This window comes from Mucilaginibacter auburnensis, assembly GCF_002797815.1.
GTDB lineage: Bacteria > Bacteroidota > Bacteroidia > Sphingobacteriales > Sphingobacteriaceae > Mucilaginibacter > Mucilaginibacter auburnensis.
The window spans coordinates 1185653-1201845 of record NZ_PGFJ01000001.1; the positions used below are offsets into that span (position 1 = coordinate 1185653).

Genomic DNA, 16193 nt, shown 5'->3' on the forward strand with positions numbered 1-16193 from the left:
ATACGCTCAAAAAACATTTGAAATTTAAAAGCAATGGGCAATAATCCTAAAGTTTCAGTAATAATTCCTGTATATAATGCACAACGCCACCTTGAGAAATGTGTAAACAGCGTTATCAATCAATCTTTTGATGATTTAGAAGTTATATTGATAAATGATGGGAGTGCTGATAGCAGCGGACAAATGTGCGATGAATTTGCAGGAAGGGATAAAAGGATAAGAGTATTTCATCAAAGCAATAAGGGAATAAGTTATACCAGGCAATTCGCTATAGACAATGCTACAGGCGACTATATACAGTTTGTAGATAGTGATGACTGGATTGAAGCAAATACTTTAGCCGAACTTTACGGCTACGCAGCCAAAAATGATCTTGACGTTATTGGGAGCAATTTTGTTATGGATCTGGGCAGTAAAAATAAAAATATTATTTGCCAATACCCAACTCCAGATAAGTTTAGAGAAGCGGTAATATCTAACGAGTGGGGGGTAGTGTGGAAACATTTTATGAGAAGGAACCTGTTTAGCGAAAATGGCATTTCTTTTCCATCAGGCATTAATCATGGCGAGGATTATATAGTTTGTGTTAAGCTGCTGTTGGCAACAAATAAGATAGCTACGCTTAATCTTTTCGGGTATCATTATAACTATATACCAACTGATACGAGTTTAACCCGCAACTCAGGAATCAAATCAACACTGGATCAAATTTATGCCACCTCGGTTGTTGAGGAATTCATTGATAGTAATCCGGCGTTTGCGCGATATAAGGCCGCATTAACTAAAAGAAAGTTGTATTGCTCACAAAACTTAATAACAGATTCAAGCAACATTATATTTAAACACTTACGTTTAAAGTTAGCATCCGCGTTAAAGTTTGTGTCATTGAGGTCAGTGCCTGCGTTTTTCGTTTTAATGGCAGCTAAGCTTAAAATGATAGCAGACAGTTTTTTAAAAAGTTAACTAACGCTTAAAAATAAAGACCGGGGCTGTTATTGCCTTCAAAATACACTACTACCATTGCTAAGTAGAGATGCTACTAATTAACAGATAAACACAATGAATATCCTCATCACGGCCCCCAGTCTGGATACTACAAAAAATGTTAGCGGAGTTGCTACTGTAGTAAATACAATAATTAACAACAATCCACAGCAAAAATATTTCCATTATCTGTTAGGTAGCCCTGATAAAAGGTTGAGCAAACCAGCTTGGGCGTTTGAACTGGTCAGACAGTTAGTTGCCTTTCCGTTGTTTATCCGCAAAAACAAAATTGATATAGTACATCAAAATCTACCCTTTGACCCAAAAGGATTAACCCGCGAATATTTCATTAACCGCTGGTGCAAATTAATGGGGGTGCCAGTACTATTGCATGTGCACGGTGGTGTGTTTTTAATGGATAAAATAAAAAGTCCGCTTTACCTAAAATTTGCAAATTATGTTTTTAAGCACAGCAGGAAGGTTGTTGTATTAAGCGACCTGGAAAAAGAAACGCTTGGGAGCTTGTATAACTACTATAACGCCAACGTTTTATATAACAGCATCAATACCAAAGCGCTAAAAACAGAAAACCGACGCTATGACGCCGGTAATCCTAAATTTTTATTTTTAGGCCGGATACATGAAAGTAAGGGAATAGAAGATATTTACCATACGTTTGAAAAGATAAACGATAGTGTAAATTTCAAATTCATTCTTTGTGGTACAGGACCGCTTGAAAGTGTAATGGTGCCTAAATTTAAAGCTTTGCTAGGTGATAAATTTGAATTTAAAGGCATTGTATCCGGGAAGCAAAAGGATGATGCAATTAAAGGAGCAGACTTTTTTCTGTTACCATCCCGATATGGCGAGGGCTTACCAATGGCGCTTTTAGAGTGTATGGCCGCAGGCGTTGTACCCATAGTTACTGATGATGCTTCAATGAAATTTGTTATTCAGGATATGGAAAATGGGATTCGTGTAAATAAATCCGACCCCGATGATATTGCCCAAAAAATTAAGAATATAATTCATGACGATGCCTTGAGGGCGCAACTGTCTTCAAACGTGGAAAGAACCGCAATAGAGCGTTATGATATTTCTGCATACATAGTTGAGCTTAATAAACTTTATGCAGATATAGCAGGCAATGTGTAAGTCTGCATAGCGTTCACTTCAGCGTGTTGATTTTATTGCATTGATCATAAAAAGCCGCTTGGTTTAAACGTATTTATTGCTCATACATTGGCGTGGATATGTATCCCGAATTTGGGTAATCATTTTCCTATTATTTAAATGCCTTGCTTGTTTACCCAATTATCAGCTGCATTTTTAACTGAAAACATTACATATTTTTCTATATTTTAACTTTTATATAAATACGTTTTCTATAAACTAAAAGAAAGCTGGTTGTCAGACCCAAAAGGAGTAAAAAATATTATTAAAATGTTATCACAAAATTAAACAATTGATGTTTATATTGGCTAAGTAGCTGTTTATAAGCGACTAATCAAGCTAAAATGAAATTTTTCGATTAAGTAGATAGCGAGGATAGCAGAAGGCGTAATTGTAAAATGTCCTTATTTTGGGCACCGGTAATTTTTGGTATATGCAAAGAAAAAAATATATGTTCGGCCTAAAATATACTTTGGTTGAATATTATTTACATTTTTTAGGCATATATATTAAGTGTTAGCTAAATGTAACCGTAATAATTATTTACACAGGCATAAGTTTTGAAATACCCCATTTAAATTATAACCATTATAACTATGCGTCTCTTTCTAAAAAGCTCTTTAATTGCTTTTTTAGCAACTGCATCATTGAGCAGTTGTTCTAAGCAGGCTTCTGTTACACCATCCACCCAACAAGAAACAACACCACCGTTGGTTACACACGCCGATTCGTTAATAACAATACCTGATATTAACACAGAGTATGTAACTGATTTAAGATCAATAGAACAGGGAAGCACTATTTACAGAGCGAACTATGTTGATCAACCGGGCATGGTACAATTAAGCAATGGTAGTTGGGCTTGCGTGTTTACAACCTCATCAGGCAGTGAGGGTACTAATGGACAACATGTTGTTTTAACACGGAGTTCAGATATGGGCGCAACGTGGAGCAAGCCAAGTGATATAGAACCCGTTACGGGTATTTCGTCTGGGTGGGCCATGCCATATTTAACAGGTTATGGAAGGTTATATGTTTTTTACGTTTATAATGGAGATAATTTTACACAGTATAATGGTGTTTCGCTGATCAATAGTAATCTGCTTGGATGGTATTGTTATAAATATTCTGACGATATGGGCCAAACATGGTCTAAGCGCTATCGTATGCCAATCAAAATGACCGCTGTTGACCGAAATAATACATTTAAGGGTGCGGCACAAATGCTGTGGTCTATATGTAAACCTTTGCACACCAACAGAGGTTTATTATTCTCATTCACTAAAATGGGTCAGTTTGTTTCCGGCCTTGGCGAGGGCTGGTTAATGAATTGCCCAAACATTGAAACGGAAAAAAATGCTGATAATTTAGATTGGATAACATTACCAGATGGCGATGTAGGTATTAAGAATCCTGCCTGGAATATTCAGGAAGAACATAATATAGTACAATTAAGCAATGGTAGTTTATACTGTGTGAACCGTACCCAACAAGGTTATCCTGCTTTTTCAACCAGTAATGATTTTGGAAGCACCTGGACAATACCTACTGCAATGAAATATGGAAGTGGTAGCGCTGCTGACAGGATTATAAAAAACCCGTTAGCGTGCGCCAGAATATTTAAATGCAAAAATGGCAACTACTTATTATGGTATCACAACAACGGTACAACCGGATATGAGAACCGTAACCCGGTATGGATGAGTGGTGGCGTTGAAGTGAATGGTACAATTTGGTGGTCTGAACCCGAAGTTGTTTTATATAGCAGCGCCGTAGCAAACCGCTTCAGTTATCCTGATCTGATAGAACAGCAAGGCAGGTATTTCTTTGCAGAATCTTCAAAAACAGCTGCTATGCTGCATGAAGTTAATCCGAACTTGTTAACGGGCCTCTGGTATCAACTTAAACGTAAAGCAACAATAACTTCTGGTATTGTATTAGACTATGATGTGAAAGGTTCGAAAACAAACGATGCTAATAACAATTTATTCACCTCACTAAATTTTAAGGGTGGTTTTACACTTGATTTTATGCTTAAGTTCAATACGTTAGGTACGGCTAATCAAATATTTTCAAACAAAGATTCAAATGGCAAAGGTGTTTCAATAACTACAACAGCCAACAAAACCCTGTTGATCAGCATAAACGACGGTTCAAATTCAAGCACGCTTGAAACAGATCCCAATCTTTTAACCACCAACACAACTCATCATATTGCCTTTACTGTAGATGGTGCTTCAAATATCATTACTGCAATGATTGATGGCAAGCTATGTGATGGCGGCTCCAAAAAAGCATTCGGATGGGTGCGTTTCGGTGCTGTAAGTAATGTAAATACAGATAATCAGCTTGTGTTTGGCAGTTCTTTAGATGGCGAAATAAGCAGTTTTAAAATTTATGGCAGGGCTTTACGCACCTCAGAATTGGTTTCAAACTACTTAGCGGCAAAGTAATATTCCTTAGTTTATATCTTACAAAATATTTAGGAGCTGATTGGTTTTAACCGATCAGCTTTTCTTATTTAGAGCAATTTTTAAAAAATAAGTAAAACGCTGCTTTGGCTAACTCCAATTGAAAATTCAGCCTGTAATATAAATGGTGTAATTTAAATACGTAGCGAGTTTCGTAATTAAAGGTTTTTTTAATTATGAAATTTTTAATAATTGGCTAGTTTTTTTATTCATCTTTATAAAAAAGTATTATATTTGACCTTGTTGATAGCAAACAACCGTTGGTTGTAATTAAACACTACCTTTGGTTACCCCTAAGCGTACATACGTTTAATGTGCCGTTATCATTACTTTAACATCATAAAATAGCTTTTAAGTAAGTTTTTACACTACCACGCCATAAAACAAAAAAAATATATGTATAAAATACTCGATTGTACGCTAAGGGACGGAGGTTATTACAACGGATGGGACTTTGATGACAAGTTAGTTGAAACATATTTAAAGGCAATGGAAGCTTTGCCTGTTTCATATATAGAGGTGGGATATAGAAATAACGGAAGGTATGGCTATGAGGGAAAATATTTTTATTGCCCTAAATTTATATTAGAGAAGATAAGAAGTCTCGTTCCGAGTAAGAAAATTGCCGTTATGTTTAACGAGAAAGACGTTAAACCGGAGGAAGTTGCAAGACTGTTAGAGCCATGTAAAGGCTTGGTAGATATTGTGCGTATGGCCGTAGCGCCTACGCGTATCCCAAATGCTATTGAATTATCTAAAGCGATAAAGGCCGAAGGTTTTGAAGCTGCTGTAAACATGATGTACATGAGCAGTCTGCTTGATGATAAGGCTGATGCTATATTTGAGCAATTGCCGGCTATGGAAGGGATTGTTGATTATTTTAGTTTGGTAGACTCTTACGGTGGTGTTTACCCGGCAGATGTATCACGCCTGGTTAAGAAATGTAAAGCTTTGCTGAGCATGCCTATTGGTTTTCATGGTCATAACAATATCGAACTTGTTTTTGCTAACTCACTTGCTGCAATTGAGGCTGGATGTGATATGGTTGATGCTACAGTAACAGGTATGGGCCGTGGTGCCGGCAACTTAAAAACCGAATTGATACTTACTCACCAGGCTACTAAAGACAAAGTTGACGTTGATTTTAACAGCTTGGCTAACGTTGTAACGGATTTTGAAGAGTTGCAAGCTCAATACGGATGGGGCACTAACTTGCCTTACATGGTATCAGGTGCAAATTCATTGCCTCAAAAAGACGTTATGGATTGGGTTTCAAAACGTTCTTATTCTATTAACAGTATAATAAGAGGCCTAAGTAACCAATCAAAAGGACAAAAAGATAACCTTGAGCTGCCTAAATTTGATGGTAGCAAATTCAAATATAAAAATGCTGTTATCATTGGCGGCGGTGCCGGAGCAATTGAGCATTCAGAAGGATTGATCAGATTTATTCGTCAGCAGGAAGATATTTGTGTTATTCATGCCAGCTCAAAAAATAGCTGGGCATATGCAGATATTACACATCCACAGTTTTTCTGCTTGGTAGGTAATGAAGGTCACAGGTTAGAAAAAACCTTTAAAGACCTTGATAAGGTTAGCGCTGTGTGCGTATTGCCACCATTCCCACGTAAAATGGGAACCTACATTCCTGATGCTGTAATTGAGCATTCTTTTGAGTTGCCAACAGTAAGCTTTACTAATCGTAATCAGGATTCTCACACTGCTTTGGCTTTACAAGCGGTGATAGATATGGGCGTCGAGAACATTTACATAGCAGGTTACGATGGTTATGCTAAAGTGAGCATTACATCAAACGAACAGGCGTTGTTCAATGAAAACGAGTACAGCTTTGCAAAATTTGCCGAATCAGGCAAAAAGGTATATTCGCTAACCCCAACTTTATATTCATTAGATCAGGTGTCTATTTATTCACTTATCGAAGAATAGTTATGGGGATAGTTTTTTTCCTTCCTACGCGTAAAGGAAGCGAACGGGTTGTAAATAAAAACACTAAACCCTTTGCCGGCATTGAAGGTGGGTTGCTTGAGGTAAAGCTCAAGCAACTTATTGACGTTAAAAACGTTGATGAAATAATTCTGTCAACAAATGATCCGGAAAGCATCAAAGTCGCCGAGGCTATTAACTCAAGCAAAGTAAGGATCGTTCAACGCCCCGAACACCTTTGTCTGTCATCAACTAACCTGCAGGATTTAATCAACTACGTGCCGGAAGTAACCGATGCAGAACATATATTTTGGGTGCATGTTACATCGCCTTTAGTATTGGCTTCAGACTATGAACAAGCAGTTGATGTTTATAAGGAACAATTGCAAAATGGTTACGACAGCTTAGTTAGCGTAAGTAAAATACAGCAATTTTTGTGGGATGAAGAGCGCATGGAATACATTAGCCATGATAGTAAAAAGCTAAAATGGCCGCGCACGCAGGATCTGAAGGTGTTTTATGAGCTAAACAGCGCCATGTTTATTAACAGCCGCGCTAACTACGTCGAGTTTAAAGACAGGTTAGGCGCCAAGCCATATAAATTTGAGTTAGGAAAGATCAAGTCATTTGATGTTGATTGGGTGGAAGATTTTGAAATAACAGAAGTTCTATATCAAAAATTTGTTCTTTAATACCATGTTGTTAACCGGTTATAAAAACGTTATTTGGGATTACGATGGTGTAATTCAAGATTCAATGCCGACTCGCGAGCGCGGGTTCTCAATGATCTTTGATCAATACCCTCCTCACCAGGTTGATGAGTTGCTGGCCTACCACCATGCTAATGGTGGTTTATCAAGGTTTAACAAAATAAAGTATTTTTATAATACCATATTAGGCAAAGAAATAACTGAAGAAGAAGTTTACGCCTATGCGGGGAGGTTTTCAGATGTTATGCGTAAAGCATTGACTGATAAATCTTTGTTGATTTCGGATAGCGTTGAGTTTATCAAAAATAACTATGATAAATATCAGTTTCATATAGCTTCGGGTTCTGAGCAAAATGAGCTTAGATTTTTGTTGCAGGAACTTGGGCTGTCATCATATTTTAAAACGGTTTATGGTTCACCTGTAACTAAAATTGAGAACGTTAAAAATATCATTGCTGAAAACGGATACAATCCCGCTGAAACATGTTTAGTAGGCGATTCCATTAATGACTATGATGCCTGTGTTGCTAACAATATTTCGTTTATAGGTTATAACAATCCGGCTTTATCACACTTAGGAGTAGGCTACATAAGTAAATTCGGGGTTTAAGATTGGCTTTTCATCGGATGTTGATATTGATAGAAACCAATACGCTCTGCGTCACTAAGTGAATCATAGAGGCAAGTAAAAGCATTAGCTTAAGCATTTTTGCTTGCATTAATATCAAATTTGCAATAAAATCAAAAGAATAATATTAAAATTCGTTTAAACGCTTAATATTTTTATTTTTACAATAATTTTAGACGTGTATTAGTTGATGCAAAAAAGAAGGTTAATATCTTTAGATATCTCAATTGGCCCTTACAAAGAATTTCTTACAGAAATACTAACTTTAGCTAAGGCTCCAAAAGCATCATATGTTTGCGTTGCTAATGTACATATGTTGGTTGAGGCCTATAACGATCCAACTTTTGCTGATAAAGTTAACAGCGCAGCTATTGTAACTCCGGATGGTATGCCTTTGGCTAAAGGCATAAAATCTATATACAAGATCAATCAGGATAGGGTTGCGGGCATGGATTTATTGCCTGACCTCCTTAGGGAAGCGAACGACGAAAAGCTTTCAGTTTTATTCTACGGAGGCTCAGAAGACGTAGTGGAGAAATTGAAAGAGTACGCAGCCGAACGCCATAGTGATATAAAACTTACAGTAATTTGTCCGCCATTCAGACCGCTGTCACCTAAGGAGAACGAGCAAATAATCAGTGAAATAAACAGTGTATCTGCCGATATATTGTTTATAAGCTTGGGTTGTCCAAAACAAGAGAATTGGATGGCACAAATGCATACTAAAATAAACAGGGGCGTAATGGTGGGAATAGGCGGAGCTTTACCGGTTATGTTAGGTATGCAAAAGCGAGCTCCAAAATGGATGCAAGACGCAAGCCTGGAGTGGTTATACAGGTTAATTCAAGAGCCTAAAAGATTATATAAGAGATATGCCATAACAAATGCTACTTTTATGAGATTGATGTTTTTGGAACATTTACGGATACTTTTCAAACGATAAAAAAATAAAATTTATGAAAAAAGCCTTATTAACTGGGGTTACTGGTCAGGACGGTGCCTATTTAACCGAACTATTAATCTCTAAAGGTTACGAGGTTCATGGTATTAAACGTCGTAGTTCGTTGTTCAATACGGATCGTATAGATCATTTATACCAGGATCCACATGACGATAACAAAAAATTAATACTTCACTACGGCGATTTAAGTGACAGTACCAACCTGATAAGGATCATACAACAGGTTCAGCCTGATGAAATTTATAATTTAGGTGCTATGTCTCACGTAAAGGTGAGCTTTGATACACCCGAATATACTGCTAACGCTGATGGTATAGGTACCTTACGTTTATTAGAGGCTATCAGAATTTTAGGATTAGAGAAAAAAACCAGAATATACCAGGCATCAACATCAGAGTTGTATGGTTTAGTGCAGGCGGTTCCACAATCTGAAACCACTCCATTTTACCCACGCTCACCTTATGCTGTCGCTAAAATGTATGCATACTGGATCACTGTAAACTACCGTGAGGCCTATGGAATTTACGCTTGTAACGGTATTTTATTCAATCACGAAAGTCCGCTTCGTGGAGAAACATTCGTAACCCGTAAAATTACCAGGGCAACTGCTAAAATTGCAATGGGACTGCAGGACAAATTATACCTGGGTAACTTAGATGCTCAGCGCGACTGGGGCCACGCTAAAGATTACGTTGAAGCGATGTATTTAATACTACAGCAAGATGTGGCTGAAGATTATGTTATTGCTACAGGTGTAACAACCCGTGTTAGAGAGTTTGTTAGGTTAGCCTTTGCCGAAGTTGGCATTGCCGTAGAGTTTAAAGGCGAAGGTGTTGATGAGAAAGGTTATGTTGTAAGCTGCAGCAACCCTGATTTTCAGATAGAGATTGGTAAAGAAGTTGTTGCCGTTGATAAAGCATATTTCAGACCAACAGAAGTAGATCTGTTAATTGGTGATCCGTCTAAATCTAAAAAACAGTTAGGTTGGGAACCTAAATACGATTTACAAGGCTTGGTAAAAGAGATGGTTGAAGCCGATGTTAACCTTTTCAGAAGAGAAAAATTGCTTAAAGAATCTGGTTACGTTATTAAAAACCAATTTGAATAAGCTTATTAAGCACCCAACATTTAATCATTATTACAAACCATACTGATGGATAAATCATCTAAGATATACATTGCAGGGCACAGAGGAATGGTTGGGTCTGCCATTCAGCGAACGCTTGAAAAAAATGGCTATACTAATTTAGTGGTTAAAACTTCTGCAGAGCTTGATTTAAGAAACCAGGCTGTTGTTAGCGAGTTTTTTGAAACAGAGAAGCCCGACTATGTATTTTTAGCTGCTGCAAAGGTTGGAGGTATAATTGCCAATAACACCTATCGTGCAGATTTTCTATATGAAAACCTGCAGATACAAAACAATATCATCCATAGTTCGCACTTAAACGGCGTAAAAAAGCTGATGTTTTTAGGTTCAAGTTGTATCTATCCGAAAATGGCACCACAGCCATTAAAAGAGGATTACCTGTTAACAGGTCCGCTTGAAGAAACTAACGAGCCTTATGCAATTGCCAAAATTGCCGGTATAAAAATGTGCGATGCTTACAGGGCACAGTTTGGTTGTAATTATATATCAGTAATGCCTACTAACTTGTATGGTTTTAACGATAATTACCACCCGCAAAATTCGCATGTGTTACCTGCTTTGATCAGACGTTTCCATGAGGCGGCTGAGCAAAACCTACCTACGGTAACCATTTGGGGATCCGGCTCACCTAAACGTGAGTTTTTATTTGCTGATGACTTAGCAGAAGCTTGTTTTTACCTGATGCAAAATTACAATGAGCCGGGGTTGGTGAATATTGGAACAGGAGAAGACATTTCTATAAAAGATTTAGCTTTGCTTGTTAAAGAGATCACCGGCTACAAAGGAGAGATTGATTTTGATCATACCAAACCTGACGGTACACCTCGTAAACTGATGGATGTAACTAAGCTACACAACGCTGGTTGGCGGCATAAAATTGAGCTGGCCGAAGGTATTAAATTAGCTTACCAGGACTTTTTAAGTAAGGGTGCGCTTGTTGCAGAACGATAGATAAGTAATTACATCATAAAGTAGTTTAACACTTTATGATGTAATTTATTTCTTTCAGGGTAACCTGATTATACCAATATTTGTGGGGTAGGGTAGTTGCTTATTTTCAACAGGATATCAATTAATGCCTTTCTTGTCAGATAACAATCTTATAGATTTAGCAGGTAATCATGAATAAAAACATCAGGTTCATTGTAGCTATTGTAGTAATAATACTATCAAACCAATCTAACTTGCTGGCGCAATCTTTACAGGTTGGAGCTGTTACCGAAGATTATTACAGACGGGCACAACTGTTAGGAAAAGCGGATACCAATGTTTCATTCACTGTAAGGCCTATATTTCCAAAGTTAAGCGAAACTCAACCGCTGGATACATTTTTTCCTGATCCGAATGAGGTAAGGGAACCATCAACAGACGGGCATTGGAAGAGTGCCGGCGGAAAGCTAACTATTGACGCCTTACCAATCAGCATTAACACGCAAATTAACAGTCATCATCCATACGGTTGGAATGATGGACCCATGATTCCGGCCAAAGGATTTCAAACGGTAATAAGTGGCGGTATATTTGCTAAGCAAGGCATTGTAACAGTTCAGTTTAAACCAGAGATCATCGCTGCCGTTAACTCACCTTTTGACAACCTTAACAATAAACAGTCTGAAATTATTTTTGCCCGTTATTATGATGTTTATAATAACATAGATCTGCCTATGCGTTTTGGTAACGACCTTTATGGCAAGATATACTGGGGACAGAGCAGTATCAGGCTAAACTTTAAAGCGCTATCAGCAGGCATATCCACTGAAAACCTTTGGTGGGGGCCGGGCATCAGAAATTCATTATTGATGAGTAATAATGCGCCGGGTTTTCCGCATTTAACCTTAAACACTTCACGCCCGGTTAAAACATCTATTGGATCGTTTGAAGGTCAGCTCATAAGCGGTAAACTAAGTAATTCAAATTATGCTCCTTTAACACCAGATAAATACTATTTTGGCAACAACCTATATGTGCCTAAACCGGATAATTGGCGTTTTATAACGGGCGCAATTGTTACATGGCAACCTAAGTGGGTGCCCGGTTTATTTTTAGGTGTTAGCCAGGTGCAGCAAATGTATGGTAATAATGTTAGCGGGATAACAGATTACCTTCCGCTTTTCCTTCCGTTCAGTTCAAATTCAGCTCCTGACGAGGCCTTAAGAAAGAAAGACCAGATAACATCTGGTTTTATGCGTTGGTTGTGGACCAAAGAACATGCAGAGGTATACTTTGAATTTGGGCACTACAACAACTCCAAAAATTTAACGCAAAGCTTTTTATCTCCTAATACATCAAGAGCTTACACATTTGGATTGCGAAAAATGATACCATTTGGCAAGGCAACTGACGAGAATATTTTGATAGGCGTGGAGGTAACGCAACTGCAGGAAAACTCGGTTGCTAAAGTGCGGGCGGGAAATGAATGGTATGTAAGCAAATCAATCAGGCAGGGCTATACCAACTATGGGCAGGTGCTTGGTGCAGGTATAGGGCCTGGAGGTAACATACAATCTTTGAATGTAAGCTGGGTTAAAGGTTTAAAAAGGTTAGGGATACAGTTAGAAAGATATGTGCATGATAATGATGTTTACTATTATATATTTTATGATAGTGGAGATTATAGCAGGCATTGGGTTGATCTGAGCGCCGCGGTTAGCGGTGAGTGGAACTATAAGAACTTTATTTTCAGCGGAAAACTACAGGCTATAAATTCGTTAAATTATCAATGGTATACCAAGGTTCCTAATGATATACTATTCAATAATGGCGTAAATGCTTTTAATTTTCATATGCAGTTAGGTGCTATTTACAGATTTTAGCAAGGAATTATGAAAAACGCAATTTTCTTAACAGCTCTTTTTGTTTCTTCACTAATTTCAGCAAAACTGTTTTCGCAAACTGTACCCGTTGGAACGCCGGCTATAGAGGATTATTACCGCAGAATGCAGTTAGTTGGCAAGGTTGATTCTAATTTATCTTTTTCGGTAAGGCCGTTGTTTGCCGAGGCACTTAAGGTAAATGATATATTTGATCCGGAAGGTAATTTAAAAACAAACTGGAACAAACCCGATGTAGCCACCTTTGCGCAAGGTAAAGGTTTATTCAGGGTTTTACCCTTTACAATACTGCAGCAATTTAATAGCCATCACCCATATGGCTGGAATGATGGCACCATGATACCGGCCAAAGGTTACCAAACACAAATTAGCGGTGGTATATATTTCAAATACGGACCGTTGTCCATCCAGTTGCGGCCTGATTTTGTTTACGCGGCTAATCCCCCGTTTGACGGTTTTGAATCGGGACATGATATTCAGGACATAGCGCGTTATTATCGTTTACACTCAGTAATTGATTACCCTGAACGCTTTGGAAACACAGCTTATAAAAAAGCAACATTGGGTGCCAGCAGTATTCGTTTAACATTTGATCCAATTTCTATAGGGGTTTCAAACGAAAATTTATGGTGGGGACCAGGCATTTCTAATGCATTGGTACTTACTAATAATGCGCCCGGCTTTCAACATATCTCGGTTAATACAGTAAGACCAATCAGAACAGGCATCGGTTATTTTGAGGGTGAAATTATGGCAGGCATTCTGCAAAACTCCGGCCTGACAGCTTTGTCTACACCTCCCCAGCCGTCATGGGTAACATCTAAACCTGGCCAGAAGGATGAAAAACGATATTTTACCGGCTATAATATAAATTACCACCCTAAATGGGTGCCCGGGCTTACGCTGGGTATGACGCGTACTTTCAGTTCATATTATAGTGATAATAAGCGAGTAGGAGATTTTATTCCTTTCTTGGTTCCATTTCAAAAGAGAGACGCCAACAACGGCGCCGGCGACGCTTTTCCGCGCGATCAGATAACATCATTATATGTCAGATGGCTTTTCAACAAAGTAAATGCTGAGATTTATTTTGAATATGGTTGGGAGGATAATCTTTATAATATACGTGATTTTGTGGGATCGCCGGAACACTCAAGAGCGTACATTTTAGGTTTACGGAAACTCTTCCCTATCAACGGGCATAATGGCGAGTACATAATGTTTGATACTGAAATAACGCAAACATCTTTACAAAGCGCTGAAGCTGCTATAAGGGAGGTTTCTTACTGGTATTATAACTTTGACGTAAAGCAAGGGCATACCAATTTTGGCCAGGTATTAGGAGCAGGTACCGGGCCAAGTGGTAACATACAATCTATGAGTGTTAGCTGGATGAAAGGGTTAAAGCGTTTAGGTTTTGGCATAGAGCGTTATGAGCACGACGTTGATTACTATCGCGAAACTTTTGCAGACATTAATGGAAACAGTCGTAAGTGGGTTGATCTGGCATTTTCTTTACAAGGAGAGTGGAATTATAAAAATTTGATTTTTAACGCCAGGCTTAAAACCATCAGATCATTCAACTATCAGTGGATACTCAAAAACTACACACCCGATAACTATTACATTCCTAACAACACGGTTTACAACCTGCATGCCCAACTTGGTGTAACATATAGGTTTTAGTATTCCTTTTATGGTATTGTACTCAACAATAACCACAAAAAAGAATATATTTGCAGCTTATCTGATTTGTGATAAAAGCCCGATAAATGTTTGATTTTCGGTGCCATGAAGGTTAAACCGGATATATTTTATCAATGTTTTCATGAAAGAGAGGATTCATCTCATAAATCAAGCTTATGATATAAGCAAGCCTGATCGTGAAAAGATGAATGGGCATAAGGCGCTTTGCATTTGGTTTACCGGATTATCCGGAGCCGGAAAAACAACCTTGGCTAATGCGCTTGAACGTAGATTACACACCGAAAACATTAAAACTTTTAGCCTGGACGGAGACAACATACGATGTGGGTTGAGTAGTGATCTGGGCTTTTCAGAATCAGACAGGATTGAGAATTTGAGGCGAATAGGAGAGGTAGCTAAATTAATGTGTGAGGCAGGATTGGTTGTAACAGCGGCCTTTGTATCACCGTTTAAAAAAGACAGGCAGTTGATCAGAAATCTGTTAGGAAGTAATTTTTTTGAAGTATTTGTGAATACACCATTAGAAGTTTGCGAACAGCGTGATGTTAAAGGCTTATACCAAAAAGCGCGCCGTGGTGAGATAAGCAACTTTACAGGTATCAACTCTCCTTTTGAGCAACCTCAAAATCCAGACTTACAAGTTAATACAGTTAATCAAACAATAGATCAGTTGGTAAATACCATTTTGGAGGCTGTGCTTCCAAAATTATTATTAAGCTAAAAATGCAAAAATATTATCTTAATCATCTCCAGGAATTAGAAGCAGAAGCCATTTATGTGATAAGGGAGGTAGTGGCGCAGTTTGACAGGCCTGCTATTTTATTTTCGGGAGGTAAAGATTCAATAGTGGTTACTCATTTGGCGCGTAAGGCTTTTTGGCCGGCCCGTGTACCTATGCCATTAATTCATATTGATACCGGACATAATTTCCCTGAAACAATGGAATTCAGAGATAAACTGGTTGAAGATATAGGCGTACAATTAATTGTTGGCTCCGTTCAGGAGGCTATTAACAATGGCAGGGCTGTTGAAGAGACCGGCATGAATGCCAGCAGAAACGAATTGCAGATTGTAACACTTTTAGACGCCATTGAGCGTAATAAAATTGATGCAGCAATTGGCGGCGCCCGCCGTGATGAGGAAAAAGCCCGTGCTAAAGAACGATTTTTTTCGCACAGAGATGATTTTGGCCAGTGGGACCCTAAAAACCAGCGTCCGGAGCTTTGGAACATCTTTAACGGGCACAAACGTATGGGCGAACACTTCAGGGTATTCCCCATAAGTAACTGGACCGAAATGGACGTGTGGAATTATATTTTACAGGAGAATATCGCAATCCCTTCTCTTTACTTTGCCCATAATCGCGACGTAATCTATAGAGATGGTGCATGGTTGCCGGTTTCGGAATTTATTACACTGCGGGAAGGTGAAAAGGTGGAGAATAAGTTAATGCGTTTCCGCACCTTGGGTGATATTACTATAACAGGCGGAATTGAATCTGAAGCAGACACGCTTGAGAAGATTGTTATGGAGGTAGCTGGTACCCGTAGTACCGAACGCGGTAACCGTAGCGATGATAAGCGATCTGACACCTCAATGGAAGACAGAAAACGCCAGGGATATTTTTAATTATAAGC

Annotated in this window: 13 protein-coding genes; all 13 read left to right on the plus strand. The window is 38.3% G+C overall.

Going from position 1 to position 16193, the window contains the following annotated elements; translation table 11 throughout:
* Positions 1–33 precede the first annotated feature (33 nt).
* The 13 genes from CLV57_RS05210 to cysD all read left to right on the plus strand — a co-directional run bounded on the left by CLV57_RS05210 (position 34) and on the right by cysD (position 16185).
* Complete coding sequence (locus CLV57_RS05210) at positions 34–963, plus strand: glycosyltransferase family 2 protein (protein WP_100340265.1); 930 nt, start codon at positions 34–36, stop codon at positions 961–963.
* Positions 964–1059: 96 nt separating this feature from the next.
* Positions 1060–2139 (plus strand): glycosyltransferase family 4 protein, encoded by a 1080-nt coding sequence (locus CLV57_RS05215; protein ID WP_100340266.1) that lies wholly within the window; start codon positions 1060–1062, stop codon positions 2137–2139.
* A 614-nt stretch (positions 2140–2753) separates the two neighbouring features.
* Positions 2754–4610: an exo-alpha-sialidase gene (locus CLV57_RS05220; protein ID WP_100340267.1), complete on the plus strand. Its 1857-nt coding sequence runs from the start codon at positions 2754–2756 to the stop codon at positions 4608–4610.
* A 414-nt stretch (positions 4611–5024) separates the two neighbouring features.
* Positions 5025–6575 (plus strand): aldolase catalytic domain-containing protein, encoded by a 1551-nt coding sequence (locus CLV57_RS05225; RefSeq protein ID WP_100340268.1) that lies wholly within the window; start codon positions 5025–5027, stop codon positions 6573–6575.
* A gap of 2 nt (positions 6576–6577) precedes the next feature.
* A complete protein-coding gene (locus CLV57_RS05230; RefSeq protein ID WP_100340269.1) occupies positions 6578–7264 on the plus strand; it encodes an acylneuraminate cytidylyltransferase family protein in 687 nt (228 codons plus the stop codon).
* Between the two features lie 4 nt (positions 7265–7268).
* Positions 7269–7892, plus strand: a complete 624-nt coding sequence (locus CLV57_RS05235; RefSeq protein WP_100340270.1) for an HAD family hydrolase — start codon at positions 7269–7271, stop codon at positions 7890–7892.
* A 208-nt stretch (positions 7893–8100) separates the two neighbouring features.
* Positions 8101–8853, plus strand: a complete 753-nt coding sequence (locus CLV57_RS05240) for a WecB/TagA/CpsF family glycosyltransferase (RefSeq protein WP_100340271.1) — start codon at positions 8101–8103, stop codon at positions 8851–8853.
* A gap of 13 nt (positions 8854–8866) precedes the next feature.
* Positions 8867–9979, plus strand: coding sequence for a GDP-mannose 4,6-dehydratase (gene gmd / locus CLV57_RS05245; RefSeq protein ID WP_100340272.1), 1113 nt, complete (start codon positions 8867–8869; stop codon positions 9977–9979).
* Between the two features lie 45 nt (positions 9980–10024).
* Positions 10025–10969 (plus strand): GDP-L-fucose synthase family protein, encoded by a 945-nt coding sequence (locus tag CLV57_RS05250; protein WP_100340273.1) that lies wholly within the window; start codon positions 10025–10027, stop codon positions 10967–10969.
* A gap of 170 nt (positions 10970–11139) precedes the next feature.
* Complete coding sequence (locus tag CLV57_RS05255; RefSeq protein WP_100340274.1) at positions 11140–12831, plus strand: capsule assembly Wzi family protein; 1692 nt, start codon at positions 11140–11142, stop codon at positions 12829–12831.
* A gap of 9 nt (positions 12832–12840) precedes the next feature.
* Positions 12841–14535 carry a capsule assembly Wzi family protein gene (locus CLV57_RS05260; RefSeq protein WP_100340275.1) on the plus strand — a complete coding sequence of 565 codons (1695 nt, stop codon included), beginning with the start codon at positions 12841–12843 and terminating at the stop codon, positions 14533–14535.
* A 142-nt stretch (positions 14536–14677) separates the two neighbouring features.
* Complete coding sequence (gene cysC / locus CLV57_RS05265; RefSeq protein WP_100340276.1) at positions 14678–15277, plus strand: adenylyl-sulfate kinase; 600 nt, start codon at positions 14678–14680, stop codon at positions 15275–15277.
* Positions 15278–15279: 2 nt separating this feature from the next.
* Positions 15280–16185 (plus strand): sulfate adenylyltransferase subunit CysD, encoded by a 906-nt coding sequence (gene cysD, locus CLV57_RS05270; RefSeq protein ID WP_100340277.1) that lies wholly within the window; start codon positions 15280–15282, stop codon positions 16183–16185.
* Positions 16186–16193 lie beyond the last annotated feature (8 nt).

Excerpts from the sequence above, each read along its gene's own strand:
- CLV57_RS05215 (WP_100340266.1), top strand. The coding sequence starts at position 1,060 with ATGAATATCCTCATCACGGCCCCCAGTCTGGATACTACAAAAAATGTT.
- CLV57_RS05220 (WP_100340267.1), top strand. The coding sequence starts at position 2,754 with ATGCGTCTCTTTCTAAAAAGCTCTTTAATTGCTTTTTTAGCAACTGCA.
- CLV57_RS05210 (WP_100340265.1), top strand. The coding sequence starts at position 34 with ATGGGCAATAATCCTAAAGTTTCAGTAATAATTCCTGTATATAATGCA.
- gmd (WP_100340272.1), top strand. The coding sequence starts at position 8,867 with ATGAAAAAAGCCTTATTAACTGGGGTTACTGGTCAGGACGGTGCCTAT.
- CLV57_RS05230 (WP_100340269.1), top strand. The coding sequence starts at position 6,578 with ATGGGGATAGTTTTTTTCCTTCCTACGCGTAAAGGAAGCGAACGGGTT.
- CLV57_RS05260 (WP_100340275.1), top strand. The coding sequence starts at position 12,841 with ATGAAAAACGCAATTTTCTTAACAGCTCTTTTTGTTTCTTCACTAATT.
- CLV57_RS05240 (WP_100340271.1), top strand. The coding sequence starts at position 8,101 with ATGCAAAAAAGAAGGTTAATATCTTTAGATATCTCAATTGGCCCTTAC.
- CLV57_RS05255 (WP_100340274.1), top strand. The coding sequence starts at position 11,140 with ATGAATAAAAACATCAGGTTCATTGTAGCTATTGTAGTAATAATACTA.
- cysC (WP_100340276.1), top strand. The coding sequence starts at position 14,678 with ATGAAAGAGAGGATTCATCTCATAAATCAAGCTTATGATATAAGCAAG.
- CLV57_RS05225 (WP_100340268.1), top strand. The coding sequence starts at position 5,025 with ATGTATAAAATACTCGATTGTACGCTAAGGGACGGAGGTTATTACAAC.
- CLV57_RS05250 (WP_100340273.1), top strand. The coding sequence starts at position 10,025 with ATGGATAAATCATCTAAGATATACATTGCAGGGCACAGAGGAATGGTT.
- cysD (WP_100340277.1), top strand. The coding sequence starts at position 15,280 with ATGCAAAAATATTATCTTAATCATCTCCAGGAATTAGAAGCAGAAGCC.
- CLV57_RS05235 (WP_100340270.1), top strand. The coding sequence starts at position 7,269 with ATGTTGTTAACCGGTTATAAAAACGTTATTTGGGATTACGATGGTGTA.